Raw genomic sequence first — 16,843 nt, 5'->3', positions numbered from 1 at the left:
AGTGTAACTCTATTACGAATACTCAAATTAGCAATACATGTTGCATTATTTAAGGCTTCATGACATGTTTACATATTAATTAAGGATTTTTTTCGATCGAGTATTGAAAATATTAAAAAAGTCCAAACCTCATGTAAGATTTAGACCTTTTATTCCAATTTTAATTTGGCTTACACAACTATTCTTTATAAAAGTTCAATTATTTTTGGAGCAAATATCATGATACCAACTACTACTGCAGTTAGGGCAGCTATTAAAACTGCACCTGCTGAAACATCTTTAATAAGTTTTACTGCTGGATGAATTTCGGGTTGAACATAATCCATTACTTTTTCAATGGAGCTATTAATCATCTCTGTAACTAACACTAGTCCAATCGTGAGCATAATGACTGCCCACTCTACATTCGATAAACCAATCATGATACCAAATAATATTACAACTACCGCGGAAATTAAATGTAGTTGGAAATTGGATTCTGTCGAAGCAATTTCTTTAAGACCATTCCAAGCAAATCGGAAACCTATTTTTCTTCGTTTACCTTTCAACGCCAAATTCACCTAGTATTTCTTCTTGTCGAGAAAACATTCTCTTCTCATCCTCTTCTTTCATATGGTCATATCCTAATAAGTGTAGGAATCCATGTACTGCTAAAAATCCTAACTCTCTTTCTAGACTATGATCATATTCAATGGATTGTTCTTTTGCTTTGTCCACGGAGATAACAATATCTCCTAATACGAGTGGTCCATCAGCTCCGATTATCTCCATCTCATCTTCATTACTTTCTTGCATTGCAAAAGAAATAACATCTGTTGGAGTATCCTTCTGACGATAATTGCGATTTAAAACCTGAATCTCTTTGTTATCAACAAAGTTAACGGATAATTCAGCTTCCGAAGTAACACCTTCTTTTTTAGCTGCAAAATCCAATAATCGTTGAATTAAATCAATATAATCCTCCGATACAGAGTTTGTTTCATCATGAAAGTCAATGTGCATTAGTTTTCCTCCTCTTTCGGATATTGAATTCGAGAGTGAAATATTCCTTTTAATGATTCACAAATAGTAAATTGAATTACAGTAAGTTCCTTTAATGTTAAAGGACTATCATTTAATTGTCCATCAGCAACTTTATCACGGATAATACCAGAAACAATTGCTTCTATTTTTTCTTCAGTTGGTTCTTTTAAAGAACGGACTGCTGCTTCTACTGAATCACAGATGCAAATTATTGCCGTCTCTTTTAGTTTTGGTTTTGGACCCGGGTAACGGAACTCACTTTCTTCTACTTCAGGTTTTTCTTCTTTTTCTTTCATGTAAAAATATTTTAGTAAGGAATTAGAGTGATGCTGCTTCGCAATATCGATAATTTCCTTCGGCATTCGATGCTCTTTTAACATATCAGCACCATCATAAGGATGTCTAATAATAATATCAGCACTTTTTTTTGGTGGCATAAAATCATGAGGGTTGCGCATGGCTACCTGATTCTCAATAAAATACTGTGGCCTTACTGTTTTCCCTATATCATGATAATATGCCCCAACTCTTGCCAATAATCCGTTAGCCCCTATTGCTTCACATGCAGTTTCACTAATATTAGCTACCATTACAGAATGATGATACGTGCCTGGTGCTTCAGTTAATAATTTTTTTAATAGTGGTTGATTGGGATTAGACAATTGGAGTAATTTCATATCTGATAAAACACCTAATAAGCTTTCAAATAAAGGTAGCATTCCCATTGCTAGTACTGCAGCAAAGAATGCAGAAATTATTCCAAAACTGGATTGAATAATAATATCCATCCATGTATATTTTTCAAACGATAAAAATATAAATAATAATATAGTTGCAATATGAATAAGTGACATCCCAAAAGCAGACTTAAGGATTGCATATCTATCTTTAACATTAAATAGTAAGCCAACCGCTGCTACTTGCGAGACTAAAAAGTATATCCCTACCTCTACATTCAACGCCCCGGCAATTTGACCATTAAAAATAACTGTTGCAATAATGGAATAAAATATTGCCATTTTTATTGCAATCCGCTCATGTAACAGTAATTTATGTAATATTGCTGCTGTGGCAATTGGTGTTACAAAAAATAATTGATTTGATTGCGTTGTATATATACTAGTGACCTTCATTAGCAAGACAGTGACTACACTGATTAATAATACCGCTGCAACCTTTTTCATATTCCAATCATTTTCTTTTGCATTTCGATATAACTCAACTGCTATAAATATTGTAATAATGGCTATTAACAAACTCAACCCTAATAATGGAAAAATATTTCTTTCAGAGTCTAGTACACCTACTATGTCTAATTTTTCATAGATTTCATTCGTGATTGTTTGACCTTCTCGAACGATAACCTCTCCAGCTCGTATCATAACTGGATCAACTGTTGTAGCAGCATCTTTTCTATCCTGGGAGGTTTTTTCATAATCAAAAAAGGAATTCTCCGTTACTGCAAACGTAGCTAAATCATTGAGCGCTAATGTTAATTCTTCATTGAAATCTGAGTATTCTACAGTTTGTTCTACATTAGCTATCGCAGTCTGTATATTTTCAGTCCGTACTCCCCTATTTAAAGTTTCTTCTAGAGCCTCCATAAAGATCGTTTGGGCTTGTTGTAAATCTTCATCTGATTGGGAAAGGATTGTAATTAGAGTTTGATCATTGATTTCATTGCTAATTTCATTCGATAACAATTGTTTTAACTGAATTGCTTTGTCTTGATCGGTCAGTGGAGGTACATCATTGTCTTCATTTGCTTCTTCAACTTGCTCTTCATAAAATTTATCAACTGCATCAAATAATTCAGTAATATAATTTAATCGCTCTTCTGTTACTTCTTCTGAGATATCATATCGATCTGGTACAGATTGTACAGCTTCTCTTGTCCTTCTTTCTGTCTCACCTTCATCTTCGATTGTAATTGGTGATCGTATCGTTTGATTAGCATTACTAAACCTCTCGATTTCATAAGTTTCTGTCTGTACGTTATCCCACATCAGTATAAACAAGAATAACCCTAATAAAATCACTGGTGGAATAATAATAATTGTTGAATGTTTCTGTTTAAACAACTGGTACCTTTCTGCCCATTTTTCTTTCACGTAATCTCACCCCAATGATATAGAAATAAGACCCTTTTTACGGGTCTTACTTTTGTATAAATTTTCATTTTTCATATGCGTCAATAATTTTTTGGACAAGTGGATGGCGAACTACATCAGTTTGACTGAGGTGAATGAAGGATATACCTTCAACTTTAGAAAGTAATTGTTCTGCAACTTGTAGTCCGGATGTAACTCCTTTTGGTAAATCAATTTGTGTGATATCACCTGTTATTATCATTTTCGAACCAAAACCAAGACGAGTCAAAAACATTTTCATTTGAGCAGGAGTTGTATTTTGAGCCTCATCCAATATAACAAATGCATCATCTAATGTTCTTCCTCGCATATACGCTAGAGGGGCAATCTCTATTGTTTCTCGTTCAATGAGACGTAATGTATGTTCTGATCCAAAAACATCATGCAGTGCATCATAAAGGGGTCGCAAATAAGGATCGACTTTTTCTTTTAAATCCCCTGGCAAAAACCCTAGACTCTCACCTGCTTCTACAGCAGGACGAGTTAGTATAATCTTTTTAACTAGTCCATTTTTTAATGCATGTACTGCCATTACTACAGCGAGATAGGTTTTCCCAGTTCCCGCTGGACCAATCCCAAATACTAAATCGTTACCTTTAATTGATTGTATATAGCTTTTTTGTCCAAGCGTCTTTACCCTAATTGATTTTCCTTTATAATTCTTAGTTATTTCATCTTCAAATAAAGTCTCAAACTGTGAGATTTTACCTTTGCGTGACAACTCTACAGCGTAAACAACGTCACGTTCAGTTATCGTTTGTCCTTTACGGATAACATTTAACATTGCTAAAAGAATCTCTTTTACTTGTTGTGTTGCTTGTTCTGAACCAGAAACACTAACAGCTTCTCCACGTGATACAATATTCACATCGAGCAATGTTTCTAGCTGTTGTAGGTGCTTATCATTTGTACCAAATAAACCTAAAGTTTCGTTGGTACCATTTAATTGCAAATCTAAATCAGTTAAGCGTTCGGACATAATCAGTCTCCTTGGCGAATAGGTTCATTTTTTACTATATTTTCTTCTACAGAAACATAAACGATTAATTTTACTTTACCATGCTCGATACGTTCATGCAAAACTTTTTCTGACAATATTTCCGCATCAGGACCCAGTTCGTTCTCTAATTGTTTTACCGCTTGCTGTTTACCTGCTTCAATTGCTTCTTCCTTCGTTCTTTCGCCTTCATGTAATTGTTTTTCATTTATTTCAGATTCTATAATTGAAATTGGTAATTGCCATTTTAAAAACTGGATCGGTTTTTCATTTAATTCTACTTGTGTTTGTTTAAAATCTGGATCACGAAATCCCCATATCGGGAATTGAAGTTGTCCCATTTTCATATAATATTTATTTTTATTATTACCTGTTAACTGTTCATAATTATAAGACAAGGGTACAGTTAATGTAACTTCATACCACGTATTTGCAAATATTTCTGCTTCAGCAGCAATTGGTTCGGTTTTATTCTTATCTGACTCATTTTCATCTTCGTCTTGATCTTCTTCATAACTTATATCTCCTGATACGAGTAAATCTCCTGGTTTAACATAATCATTGATTTGTTTTACTGGTTCTCCATTGGAAACATACATCCTCGTTATAACTCCTTCTTTAGCAGCAACAATATTTCCCGGTTCACCAGGATCTAATTCTTCAACGATTATCTTTTCCACCCCTTCTAAATAAAGGGTTGTCCCTTGTATTTCAACACCTGCCCATAACAATTCTGGAACATCATCTAATAAATTCCTTTGAATATCTTTTGGTGTATCCACAGAAAATAACCAAACACCAGGATGAATGCCGTAGCTATCTAATTGTACTTTAATTTTCTCCTCTATTTCTTTCGGTACACCAGTTATATTAACAGACCATAACAAATTAGATAAAAATAAAAAAAATAACACTCCACCTATAATACCTATTACTAAGAATCGTTTTTTTAAGAATCGAGAAAATCCAAATGGTAATCCTTTCCTCTCTTCAAAAGAGATTTTATATATTGTTCTTCTACGTAATTGCTTTAGTTTCTTAATATCTTGTAACTTTAATTTAGCAATACAAGCTTTTGAAGAGACCTTTTTAACATCCCAAATTAAAATACCTTCATTTGCACATTTTTGGAAAAATAGCTCCGGCTTTTCGCCAGAGACTCGAACTGTTACATATCCTCTTATCCTCTTGCCATAATTACGTTTCATTGGAACCTCCTATTCTACGAGTTAATCCGGTAAAAATTTCACCTCATGAATGGTACCCTCCAACATAATTTCTTTCGGTAACATCATCTTTAATACAAATGCATCTCCTTTAATTTGTACATAACCATTCGTTACCTTTAATTTTAATTCGTTATTGGAATAAACCTCTAACCCTTGATGATTTTCAATATAAAAATGAATATGCCCTATGATTGTTATTCTAGGCATTTCTAGAATAACATCAGAAGGAAGAGAGAATTGTTCAATTAATAGTGAACGAATTCGCTGATGCCATTTAGCCAATGATGATCCCCCCTCACATAGATATGTATGAGAAAACTCCAATAATAAGAACAAGAACCGATCACTATATGTAATTAGCAAATAAAGAAATAAGAAAAAAGCATATAAAGTGAAATTTTATGTAGTGGAAGGATATTCTTCCTCCAACGAAAGCTTGTTAAACTTAAATTAATATTTAGAGAGTTTAAACCACTTATCCTTTATAGTTAAGTCAAGTCTTCTTTAAGTTGAGTTGTTACATGTAAACATGCTGATTAATTGGAGTTCTGCTAAATCAAACACAAAAAATCCCGATTATCCATAACGATAATCGGGATTTGCATTAATAATATTATTAGCCTATCTAATGTGAACGATCACGTATCACACTTCGATATGGTTTCTTTGCTCTTGGAGAGCCTAGAACTTCTGACATAATTATACCATTTACAAGACCTTCTGCGCTTAGATTACTTGTAACTCGACGCTTCATTTCTTGCTGGCTTATACCTTGATTTTCATTTTTGTTTGTAGGTAAAATTGTCGAAGTATCTTTCTTCTCCAGATCCTCTACATTCTGTACCTGGGCACTATATTTATTAGCAATACGCTTCATTTGCTCTTGCTGTTGTTCCTGAATATTGCCTGCTGATATAGTGGGTCTTTCTTGTTCGGCATAAACCTCTCTTTCTGCTCTAGGTTGACGCTGCGTAGTTCTAGGAGCAGAGTTGGACTGTTTTTGAGGTGGAGTTTTTCTTTTTTGCTCTTCCTGATTTTTCTTTTTGCCATCTCCAAGTACTGCAATAATACCTGAAATAATAACAAAAACTAAAAATAGGTTTTCAAAAATCCAGTCCATTATATCCCTCCTTTACATCCACAATTAGAAAAGGTATTACTGTTGGTCATCATCTTTGTTCTCTTTAGACAATTTACCAATAGAATCACGCATATCTGTATCAGCATCAATGTTTTGGTAATTCATGTAATCCATAACACCCATTTTTCCAGAACGTAATGCTTCAGCTAGAGCAAGTGGTACATCTGCTTCTGCTTCCACCACTTTCGCACGCATTTCTTGAACACGTGCTACCATTTCTTGTTCTTGTGCAACAGCCATTGCGCGTCGTTCTTCCGCCTTTGCTTGTGCAATATTCTTATCTGCTTCTGCTTGGTCAGTTTGTAAGATTGCACCAATGTTCTTACCGATATCTACATCTGCAATATCAATAGATAGAATTTCAAATGCAGTACCAGAATCAAGTCCTTTACTTAACACCGTTTGTGAGATAGAATCTGGATTTTCTAATACTTGTTTATGATGGTCGGAGCTACCGATTGTACTTACAACACCTTCACCAACACGAGCAATGATTGTTTCTTCACCTGCACCACCGACTAAGCGATCAATATTTGCACGCACTGTAATACGAGCAAGCGCCTTAACTTCAATACCATCCATAGCGATACCTGCAATAAATGGTGTTTCAATTACTTTTGGGTTAACGCTCATTTGTACAGCTTCTAAAACATCACGACCAGCAAGGTCAATAGCTGCACCGCGTTCAAAAGGCAAATCAATATTTGCACGATGTGCCGCAATTAATGCATTCACTACTCGGTCTACATTACCACCAGCAAGATAGTGACTCTCTAATTGATTTGTTTTTACATTCAACCCTGCTTTATGTGCTTTAATTAGTGGGTTAATTACTCGATTAGGTACAACTCTACGTAATCGCATCCCAATTAGAGTGAAAATACTTATCTTAACCCCTGCAGCAAGTGCACTAATCCAAAGTGCTACTGGGACAAATGTAAACAAAATTGCTAAAGCGATAAGTACCGCTGCTATAATTATTATTGGTAAAATTACATTACTATCCATTTATACGCCTCCTAATTTTTTTTGATTTCCTTTACTACTACACGTACACCTTCTACACGAATGATTTTAAGATGTTGTCCTTTCCCTATAAATGAACCATCTGACACTACGTCAATTTGTTCATCTTCAAAAAGACCAATCCCTGATGGGCGCAGCGATGTTAATGCTGTTCCTTCCAGTCCTACTAGTTCTATTCGGTTAACGGAAGACACATATCCTTGCTCTGTTGCAGTACTATCTCTTAGTATAATATGGCGGAAAACTCCTTTATCCATTCCAATTCTTCTAAACAAGATTACCCCAACAATTACGGCAATTAAAAAGGCTATACCTATACTAAGAGACATATGACCAAGATCGTAACCGGACATAAACAAAGAACCTATTACGGCGGCTATACCAATAAAGCCCAGAATACCGCTTGTAACAAAAAATTCAGCAATAATTAAACCGACACCAATCAATAGAAGAATAATTGCCTCCATACCTGCAAGACCAGCTACAATATGTCCATAGAAAAATAATAACAGTGCAACTAATCCCATTGTTCCAGGCACACCAAAACCAGGTGAATACAATTCTACTACTAAACCAAGACTCGCAACGGATAGTAGGATGGGGATTACTACAGGGTTCGTTAGAAAGCGAGCTAGTTCTTCTGCAAAAGATGTTTCGACTTCTACTACACTTGCATTACTTAATTCTAGTTCTGAAAGTAACTCATTTCGATCATCTACTATTCCTTCTGCATAACCTACTTCTACAGCATCACTTGGTCCTAAAGTTAAAAACTTCCCTTCCGGAGCACCAAATTCTGGAAGGTCAATGCTACTATCTGCCATTGCTGCTGCAAAAATCGGATCTCTCCCTTGTGATTCAGCAGCACTTCTCATTTGTGCTAACCAAGCAGATTGAGCTTTTGCATCTGCAGCTGTTCCATCTTGATTAATTACCCCACTTGCTCCCATAGTAGCATGTGGGTTAAAGTAGATATTATCAGAAAATAACGCGATATAAGACCCAGCTGATAGTGCTTCGTTAACTATATACGATGTGGAAGGAACAACTAAGCTTTGAATCAGCGAACCGATTTTACCTGCCGAATCTACTCTCCCTCCTGGTGTATCTATTTCAAAAATGATATGATCTGCACCATTTTCCATCGCTTCTTCTGTTGCTCTATTCAAGAAGGCTTCTAAACCTCGCTCTACTTCGTTTTCTATTGGAATAATATAGACGGTTTCTCCTTCCCCTTGTTCTGCATCTACGGAATTTTCAGATGCAAAAGGTATGCAGAAAAGAATCACAATGAAAGTTATGTATACAGCATATCTAATCCGCTTTCCAATCAACTTAAATCACCCCCTATAAATCACCTATACCTATAATACGAAGCAATCAGTTAAAAGGATTCATCTTTTTTCGCGTATTCGGTACATCTTGATAGTACCATACAATTGAACAGTAGAGAAAGTCAGACCTTAGCAACGAATAAACATTATTTAGATTTCATCAAAAAGAGATCATCCCAGTTTAGGATGATCTCTTTTAATTAGCGCAATTCTTCTTGCACTTTTGTTTTTATTTGAGAGCCATCTGCTTTACCTTTTACTTTCGGCATAACAGCGCCCATCACTTTACCCATATCCTTCATCGATGTAGCATTCACTTCTTGAATCGTTTCCTGAATGATCGATCTTAACTCATCATCTGAAAGTTGTTCTGGTAAATACGTATTAAGTATTTCCAGTTCTTTTTCGATTTTTTCTACTAAATCTTCTCTTCCAGCATTCTTGAATTCTTGGAGGGAATCTTTTCTTTGTTTAACTTCTCTAGACAGAATTGTTAAATCTTCGTCCTCAGAAAGTGTATCTTTACCAAGTTTTATCGATTCATTCTGAATAGAAGCTTTTACCATGCGAATAACGCTAAGGCTTTCTTTATCTTTGTTCTTCATCGCTTGCTTCATATCTTGATTCAGACGATCAAGTAACGTCATACGCTTGCACCTACTTTAGAATTTACGTTTTCTAGCAGCTTCTGATTTCTTCTTACGTTTTACACTAGGTTTTTCATAGTGTTCACGTTTACGATATTCCTGTAGTGTACCGCTTTTTGACACACTGCGTTTAAAGCGACGAAGAGCATCTTCAAGAGACTCGTTTTTACGAACGCGAGTTGTATTTGACATGCTAATTTCCCTCCCTCCGAAGCACAAAACCAATTTATACAAGCATGAATCTACTCTCATGCCTTTTTAAAGTATAATATAAACATGTTTACAGGTCAACGGTTATTTGTATCTAATATTAAAAATTGGGAACAAAGAATTGTACAGATTTTAGTAGTCGGGTGATCCTTGTTCACCTGAAATAATTGCCACACCCGAGCTAGCTCCAATTCTAGTCGCACCCGCTTCAATCATAGCTTTTGTTTGCTCTAGATCGCGAACACCACCAGATGCTTTTACACCCATTTCCGGACCTACTGTCTCGCGCATGAGGCGAATATCTTCCACAGTTGCTCCACCGCCAGAGAATCCAGTAGAAGTTTTTACGTAGTCAGCTTCTGCATTTTTTGCTAATTTACAAGCTCGTACTTTTTCGTCTTCTGTTAAAAGACTAGTTTCGATAATTACTTTTGTTAAAGCTTTTCCTTTAGCTGCTTCTACAACTGCACGAATGTCTTTTTCAACGAATTCATCATTATTTGACTTTAATTCACCAACATTGATTACCATATCGACTTCTGTAGCGCCATCCGTTATAGCTTGTTTAGTTTCAAATATTTTTGTTTCTGTAGAAGTTGCCCCTAATGGGAAACCAATTACTGTACAAACTTTAACTGGTGTATCTTTTAATTCATTATGGCAGTATGACACCCAATGCGGATTAACACAAACTGAAGCAAATTCATGTTGCTTTGCCTCTTCCACAATCTTCACAATACTTTCCTTTGTTGTTTCTGGTTTTAGTTGCGTATGATCGATATATTTAGCTAAATCCATTAAATCTCTTCCTTTCAAATAAGTTAAGCACCATAAACTTTTGCTTTACTGTGTGTTGAATGTTCCATAACTCGAACAAAGATTCCTTGATTAATAGGATATCCTGATTTAGTTACTTTGACTTTAACAATTTTTCCTATTAAGTCAGGTGTACCTTCAAATTGTACTTTCATATAATTATCAGTATAGCCAACTAATATATTTGGTTTGTCCTCATCTAGTCGCTCTTCTGGTATAACCTCTAATACTTCATTTTCATATCTTGAGGCATATTCTTTCGCAAGTTGGTCAGAAAGTGCAATTAAATGATGAACGCGTTCTTCTTTGATAGTGTCTTCAACTTGATCTTCCATACGAGCAGCTGGTGTTCCTGTTCTTCTCGAAAATGGAAATACGTGTAGTTCTGCATATCCAATTTCTTTTATAAAGGAATAAGTTTGTTGAAATTCTTCCTCTGTTTCACCCGGAAATCCAACAATTACATCGGAAGTAATCGCTAATCCAGGTAATGCTCTTTGCAGTTTACTAACTTTTTCTTTATAAAAACTTGTAGAATATTTTCTTCGCATTCGAGCTAGAACACTATCGGATCCTGACTGCAACGGTATATGAAGATGACGGACAATCTTATTACTTTTGTCTAGCACGTCAATGACTTCATCCGTAATTTGACTAGCTTCAATAGAACTGATTCGAATTCGCTCTAATCCTTCAACTTCTTCTAGTTCTCTGAGTAGCATAGCAAAATTGTAGTCTTTCATATCTTCTCCGTATCCAGCTGTATGAATACCAGTTAGAACAAGTTCTTTATACCCTGCTTTTACTAATTTATTAGCTTGCTCTATCACATTCTTTGGATCTCTAGATCGTAATAATCCTCTGGACCATGGAATAATACAAAATGTGCAGAAGTTGTTACAACCTTCTTGTATTTTCAATGATGCACGCGTACGATCAGTAAAAACTGGGACATCCATTTCTTCAAAGACGCGATTTTTCATTATGTTTGAAACACCATTAATAGGTTCTTTTGTTTTCTGGTGTTCTTCAATATAAGAAAAAATATTTTTACGATCTTGCGTACCTACTACTATATCTACGCCAGGGATTTCCATTATTTCACCTGGTGAAGTTTGAGCATAGCACCCAGTTACGCAGACCACTGCATCTGGATTTTTACGAATCGCTCTGCGGATGACTTGTCTGCTTTTTTTATCACCAGAATTAGTAACCGTACAAGTATTAATCACATACACATCCGAATTATGATCAAAGTCTACTCTTTCATAACCTTCTTCTTTAAACATCCTCCAGATTCCTTCTGTTTCATAATGATTAACTTTACAGCCCAGTGTATGAAAAGCCACTGTGGTCATGTTAAACACCTCAATTCTTCTAATTGATAGGAAATACTCGATAGAGCATATAAAGCGGCTGTTTCTGTGCGTAAAATACGTTTTCCAAGGCGGATAGGTATAAAATCATTTTCTATTAATTGGTCTGCTTCTTCATTTGAAAACCCGCCTTCAGGACCAATACAGAGAATTATTTTATCATGAGATGAAATGTTTTGTAGCGAGTTCACCAACTTTGAAGTCATCTTCTCTGTTTTTGCTTCTTCTTCATACGCAAATAATTTTACAGTGTGAGCAGGAGCTTCATCCAAAAGTTGTTTTAAATTCATAACCGGATATAACGTAGGGATCCGATTCCGATGGCTTTGCTCACTTGCTTCCTTTAGGATTTTTTGAAATCTCTTTACTTTTTTATGATACTTTTTCTCATCATTCCAAATAGCTATTGAACGTTCAGCTTGGAAAGGGATAAATGCTGTAGCACCCAATTCCGTACCCTTTTGAAGTATCAAATCAAACTTATCCCCTTTTGGTATCCCTTGAGCAATCGTAACATGTACCGGTAATTCATTCGTGTCTTTTAACCATTCTATTACTTCTACATCCACATAATCATCCGTTAACATCGTAATACGACATAAAGCAGCTTGTCCGTTCTCAGAATTACAAATGATGTTCTCACCAACTTGTGATCGCATTACTCGTTGTAGATGATGGACATCATCTCCTGTAATACGTATTGAGTTCCGAGTAACATTTTCTTGTAATACAAAGTATCTTTGCATCTCTTCACCTACTTTTCACTTGGCTTCTTAGCAACAATTGAAACCCAGTCTTCCATTTCGTTTAGAGAAATAACTTCAAATCCTTGTTCCGTCAATTTATCTTTTACAAATTGTTTTTTATTTTGGATAATTCCAGAAGTGATAAAATATCCGCCTTCTTTTAAATTACTCCATGCATCATCGACAAAACGTACGATAATTTCTGCTAAGATATTGGATACGATGACATCTGCCTCTTGCTGAACACCCTCTAGCAAGTTATTTTGTTTTACCATAACTGATTCATGAATCTGATTTAACTTGGAGTTTAATTTTGTACTTTTTACAGCTATTTCATCAAGATCGTAAGCATACACTTTTTCCGCCCCTAATTTGGCAGCAGCTATACTTAAAACACCTGATCCACAACCTACATCCATTACTAAATCTCCTGGATTTACATACGCTTCTAATCCTTGAATACTTAGAACTGTTGTTGGATGTGTTCCCGTACCAAAAGCCATACCAGGATCTAATTCGATAATCAATTCATCACTAGATACTGGTGTATAATCTTCCCATGTGGGAGTAATTGTAATACGATTCGATATTTTAACCGGTTTATAATACTTCTTCCATGCCGTTGCCCATTCTTCTTCATGAACTTCACTTAACAAGACTTCATTCTTACCTAAATCAATGTCATAGAGCAACAATTGATTTATAGCCTGTTTTATTTCTTCAACCGTTTCTCCTAAAAAGCTATTCATAGGAAGATATGCTTTTATACGTACTCCTTCTTCAGGGTATAGTGTGGGGTCAAGGTCATAAAGTTCCCCAAACTGAGCACGCTCCATCCTCTCAAGATCTAATGGATCCTCAATAACAAGACCACTTGCACCAGTTTCATGTAGTATATTCGAAATTGGTTCAATTGCTTCATTTGTTGTATGAATACTTATCTCTGACCATTTCATTTAGTTACCACCCGTCCAGGAAAAAATATCTATGTAAACGGCACAAAAAATTTTGTACCGTTATTCTCCTTTAAAAGCTCTACGAAAGCGTTGGAAAATATTATCATCTTGTTCATCAGTTGACTCATTTCCACCAAGTTCATTAAACTCTCGAAGTAGTTCTTTTTGTTTTTCAGATAAGTTAGTAGGTGTCATCACTTTGATCTTAATATGCTGATCTCCATGCCCTTTACCTCTTACATTCGGTGCACCTTTACCTTTAAGTCTGAAAGTTTTTCCAGTTTGTGTCCCAGCAGGAACTTTAACTTTTACTTTTCCATGTACCGTAGGAACCTCTAATTCATCACCCAAAGCAGCTTGCGCATAGGTCAGAGGCAATTCGCAGAAAATATGATCTCCTTCACGTACAAAGAAATCATGTGGTCGTACTTTAATTACGACAAATAAATCTCCTGCCGGGCCACCATTTATACCAGCTTCGCCTTTACCCGCTACTCTAATTTGTTGACCTTCATCAATGCCTGCTGGAATGGTGATATGAATCTTCTTCTTCTTCTGGATTTTTCCTGAACCACCACAAGTATTACATTTTTCAGGTATTATTTTACCGGAACCTTGACAATAATTACATACTCTGCGATTTACTACACGTCCAAATGGTGTGTTCTGTTCTTGGTTTAACTGACCAGCACCATTGCAATGGGAACATGTTTGTGGTTTTGTTCCTGGTTTTGCACCTGATCCATTACAAGTGTCACAAGATTCTTCTTTTGGAATTTCAATATCCGTTTCTTTTCCAAAGATAGCTTCTTCAAAGTTTAAAATCATTGTATATTGCAAATCATTACCTTGTTGTGGAGCATTTGGATCACGTGAGCGACCTCCGCCTCCAAAGAACATATCAAATATATCTCCGAAGCCACCAAAGTCTTGTGCTCCACCACCAAAGCCTCCAAAGCCTTGACTTTGAGGTCCTGAATGACCAAATTGATCATATTGAGCACGTTTTTGGTCATCACTAAGTACTTCATAAGCTTCTTTCACTTCTTTAAACTTATCCGCTGCACCCTCTTCTTTATTCACGTCTGGGTGGTACTTACGAGCCAATTTACGATAGCTTTTCTTTATTTCATCTTGAGATGCAGATTTATCAATCCCTAATATCTCATAATAATCTCGTTTACTCACCTTACATCACTCTCCCGACACACTTATAGCATAAGTTTTATCTTATCATCAACTATTTGTCTAAAGCAAATAGTTATTTCCATAAATCCCTAAAAAAGTCAAAGTCAAGAGAATCCTGACTTTGACTTTTCATTTATTTCATCAGCTATTATTTTTTATCATCATCGTCTACTTCAGAATAATCAGCGTCTACAACATCATCATCTTGTTTACCACTTTCTTCACCTTGCTCACCAGAAGCTTGTTGAGCTTCTTGTTGTACTTGCTCATAAAGTTTAGCAGATAATTGTTGTACATGCTCTTCTAATGCTTCTTTTTTCGCTTTCACTTGTTCCATATCACCGGACTCAAGCGCTTGTTTCAATTCATCTTTAGCAGATTCTGCTTTTTGTTTATCTTCTTCAGAAACTTTATCATCTAAGTCTTTGATTGTTTTATCTGTTGTAAAGATAAGTTGATCTGCTTCATTTCTTAAATCTACTTCTTCACGGCGTTGTTTATCCGCATCTGCATTTTCTTCAGCTTCTTTTACCATACGATCTACTTCCTCATCAGAAAGACCTGATGAAGATTTAATTGTAATTGATTGTTCTTTATTCGTACCAAGGTCTTTTGCACGTACGTTAACAATACCATTAGCATCAATATCAAAGCTAACTTCAATTTGTGGCATACCACGTGGTGCTGGTGGGATATCAGTTAATTGGAAGCGTCCAAGTGTTTTATTATCTGCAGCCATTTCACGTTCACCTTGAAGGACATGAATATCAACTGCTGTTTGATTATCAGCTGCAGTAGAAAATGTTTGAGACGCACTAGTTGGAATAGTAGTATTACGTTCAATTAATTTTGTAGTTACTGCCCCCATCGTTTCGATACCTAATGATAATGGTGTTACATCAAGTAATAATACATCTTTTACATCCCCTTGAAGAACTCCACCTTGAATTGCAGCACCAAGTGCTACGACTTCATCTGGATTTACACCTTTTGAAGGATCCTGACCTAATTCTTTCTTAATAGCTTCTTGAACAGCCGGGATACGAGTAGAACCACCAACAAGAATTACTTTATCAATGTCGCTTTTTGATAAGCTTGCATCGGATAATGCTTTACGAGTTGGTTGCATTGTACGTTCAACTAAGTCTGAAGAAATCTCGTCAAATTTCGCACGGGACATAGTCATTTCTAAGTGTAACGGACCAGCTTCTCCTGCTGTTATAAACGGAAGAGAGATTTGTGTTTGTGTTACACCAGATAAATCTTTTTTCGCTTTTTCTGCTGCATCTTTCAAGCGCTGTGTAGCCATTTTATCTTGAGATAGATCAATTCCGTTTTCTTTTTTAAACTCTTGTACCATATGATCAATAATCACTTGGTCAAAATCATCTCCACCTAGACGATTGTCACCTGCAGTAGATACTACTTCAAATGTACCATCACCAATATCAAGAATAGACACGTCAAATGTACCACCACCAAGGTCATACACAAGGATTGTTTGATCTTGATCTTCTTTGTCAATACCATATGCTAATGCTGCTGCAGTAGGTTCGTTAATAATACGTTCTACTTCAAGACCTGCGATTTTACCTGCATCTTTTGTAGCTTGACGCTCTGCATCATTAAAGTATGCTGGTACTGTGATTACCGCTTTTTCCACTTTTTCACCAATGTAATCTTCCGCATAAGACTTAATGTATTGAAGAATAATCGCAGAAACCTCTTGAGGAGTGTATTCTTTATCTTCAATTTTAACTTTATAGTCTGTACCCATGTGACGCTTAATAGATTGAATAGTGTTTGGGTTTGTAATTGCTTGTCGTTTAGCTACTTCACCAACTTGGCGTTCACCATTTTTAAAAGCAACTACAGATGGAGAAGTACGGTTACCTTCCGGGTTCGGAATGACAACAGCTTCGCCACCTTCCATTACTGATACACATGAATTTGTAGTTCCTAAGTCAATTCCAATAATTTTACTCATTGTTTATTTCCTCCTTA

Annotated in this window: 17 protein-coding genes; all 17 read right to left on the bottom strand. The window is 35.8% G+C overall.

The window, feature by feature from the left end; all coding sequences use genetic code 11:
- Positions 1-185: 185 nt before the first annotated feature.
- The gene (locus tag AQ616_RS05520) at positions 186-548 is read right to left on the bottom strand and encodes a diacylglycerol kinase family protein (RefSeq protein ID WP_069685243.1); all 363 of its coding nucleotides are present in this window, start codon (positions 546-548) and stop codon (positions 186-188) included.
- The gene (gene ybeY / locus AQ616_RS05515) at positions 538-1,002 is read right to left on the bottom strand and encodes an rRNA maturation RNase YbeY (RefSeq protein WP_017797068.1); all 465 of its coding nucleotides are present in this window, start codon (positions 1,000-1,002) and stop codon (positions 538-540) included. The genes AQ616_RS05520 and ybeY overlap by 11 nt, the downstream gene beginning before the upstream one ends.
- On the bottom strand, positions 1,002-3,134 hold the full coding sequence (locus tag AQ616_RS05510) for an HD family phosphohydrolase (protein WP_069685242.1): 2,133 nt from the start codon (positions 3,132-3,134) through the stop codon (positions 1,002-1,004). The genes ybeY and AQ616_RS05510 overlap by 1 nt, the downstream gene beginning before the upstream one ends.
- Positions 3,135-3,198: 64 nt before the next feature.
- A complete protein-coding gene (locus tag AQ616_RS05505) occupies positions 3,199-4,152 on the bottom strand; it encodes a PhoH family protein (protein ID WP_017797070.1) in 954 nt (317 codons plus the stop codon).
- A gap of 2 nt (positions 4,153-4,154) precedes the next feature.
- A complete protein-coding gene (gene yqfD, locus AQ616_RS05500) occupies positions 4,155-5,378 on the bottom strand; it encodes a sporulation protein YqfD (protein WP_069685241.1) in 1,224 nt (407 codons plus the stop codon).
- 21 nt (positions 5,379-5,399) lie between these two features.
- Entirely contained in the window at positions 5,400-5,681 is a 282-nt protein-coding gene (yqfC, locus tag AQ616_RS05495) for a sporulation protein YqfC (RefSeq protein ID WP_017797072.1), read from the bottom strand.
- A 343-nt stretch (positions 5,682-6,024) separates the two neighbouring features.
- Complete coding sequence (locus AQ616_RS05490; RefSeq protein WP_017797073.1) at positions 6,025-6,519, bottom strand: hypothetical protein; 495 nt, start codon at positions 6,517-6,519, stop codon at positions 6,025-6,027.
- A gap of 36 nt (positions 6,520-6,555) precedes the next feature.
- Positions 6,556-7,548 (bottom strand): flotillin-like protein FloA, encoded by a 993-nt coding sequence (floA, locus tag AQ616_RS05485; RefSeq protein ID WP_017797074.1) that lies wholly within the window; start codon positions 7,546-7,548, stop codon positions 6,556-6,558.
- A gap of 11 nt (positions 7,549-7,559) precedes the next feature.
- Entirely contained in the window at positions 7,560-8,900 is a 1,341-nt protein-coding gene (locus AQ616_RS05480; protein ID WP_069685240.1) for an NfeD family protein, read from the bottom strand.
- 200 nt (positions 8,901-9,100) lie between these two features.
- The gene (locus AQ616_RS05475) at positions 9,101-9,547 is read right to left on the bottom strand and encodes a GatB/YqeY domain-containing protein (RefSeq protein WP_017797076.1); all 447 of its coding nucleotides are present in this window, start codon (positions 9,545-9,547) and stop codon (positions 9,101-9,103) included.
- A gap of 15 nt (positions 9,548-9,562) precedes the next feature.
- Positions 9,563-9,739: a 30S ribosomal protein S21 gene (rpsU, locus tag AQ616_RS05470; RefSeq protein ID WP_010650937.1), complete on the bottom strand. Its 177-nt coding sequence runs from the start codon at positions 9,737-9,739 to the stop codon at positions 9,563-9,565.
- A gap of 150 nt (positions 9,740-9,889) precedes the next feature.
- Positions 9,890-10,555, bottom strand: coding sequence for a deoxyribose-phosphate aldolase (gene deoC, locus AQ616_RS05465; protein ID WP_069685239.1), 666 nt, complete (start codon positions 10,553-10,555; stop codon positions 9,890-9,892).
- 23 nt (positions 10,556-10,578) lie between these two features.
- Positions 10,579-11,931 (bottom strand): tRNA (N(6)-L-threonylcarbamoyladenosine(37)-C(2))-methylthiotransferase MtaB, encoded by a 1,353-nt coding sequence (mtaB, locus tag AQ616_RS05460; protein ID WP_017797078.1) that lies wholly within the window; start codon positions 11,929-11,931, stop codon positions 10,579-10,581.
- Complete coding sequence (locus AQ616_RS05455) at positions 11,928-12,695, bottom strand: 16S rRNA (uracil(1498)-N(3))-methyltransferase (RefSeq protein WP_017797079.1); 768 nt, start codon at positions 12,693-12,695, stop codon at positions 11,928-11,930. Before AQ616_RS05455 ends, mtaB begins: the two co-directional genes overlap by 4 nt.
- A gap of 8 nt (positions 12,696-12,703) precedes the next feature.
- Entirely contained in the window at positions 12,704-13,651 is a 948-nt protein-coding gene (prmA, locus tag AQ616_RS05450) for a 50S ribosomal protein L11 methyltransferase (RefSeq protein WP_069685238.1), read from the bottom strand.
- 60 nt (positions 13,652-13,711) lie between these two features.
- Entirely contained in the window at positions 13,712-14,839 is a 1,128-nt protein-coding gene (gene dnaJ, locus AQ616_RS05445; RefSeq protein WP_017797081.1) for a molecular chaperone DnaJ, read from the bottom strand.
- Between the two features lie 148 nt (positions 14,840-14,987).
- Positions 14,988-16,826, bottom strand: a complete 1,839-nt coding sequence (gene dnaK / locus AQ616_RS05440; RefSeq protein WP_017797082.1) for a molecular chaperone DnaK — start codon at positions 16,824-16,826, stop codon at positions 14,988-14,990.
- Positions 16,827-16,843 lie beyond the last annotated feature (17 nt).

Source organism: Oceanobacillus sp. E9 (assembly GCF_001741975.1).
In the GTDB taxonomy this organism is placed as follows: Bacteria; Bacillota; Bacilli; order Bacillales; family Amphibacillaceae; genus Oceanobacillus; species Oceanobacillus kimchii.
Note: the sequence above shows the minus strand (reverse complement) of the source record. Positions and strands in the feature narration are given on the sequence as shown.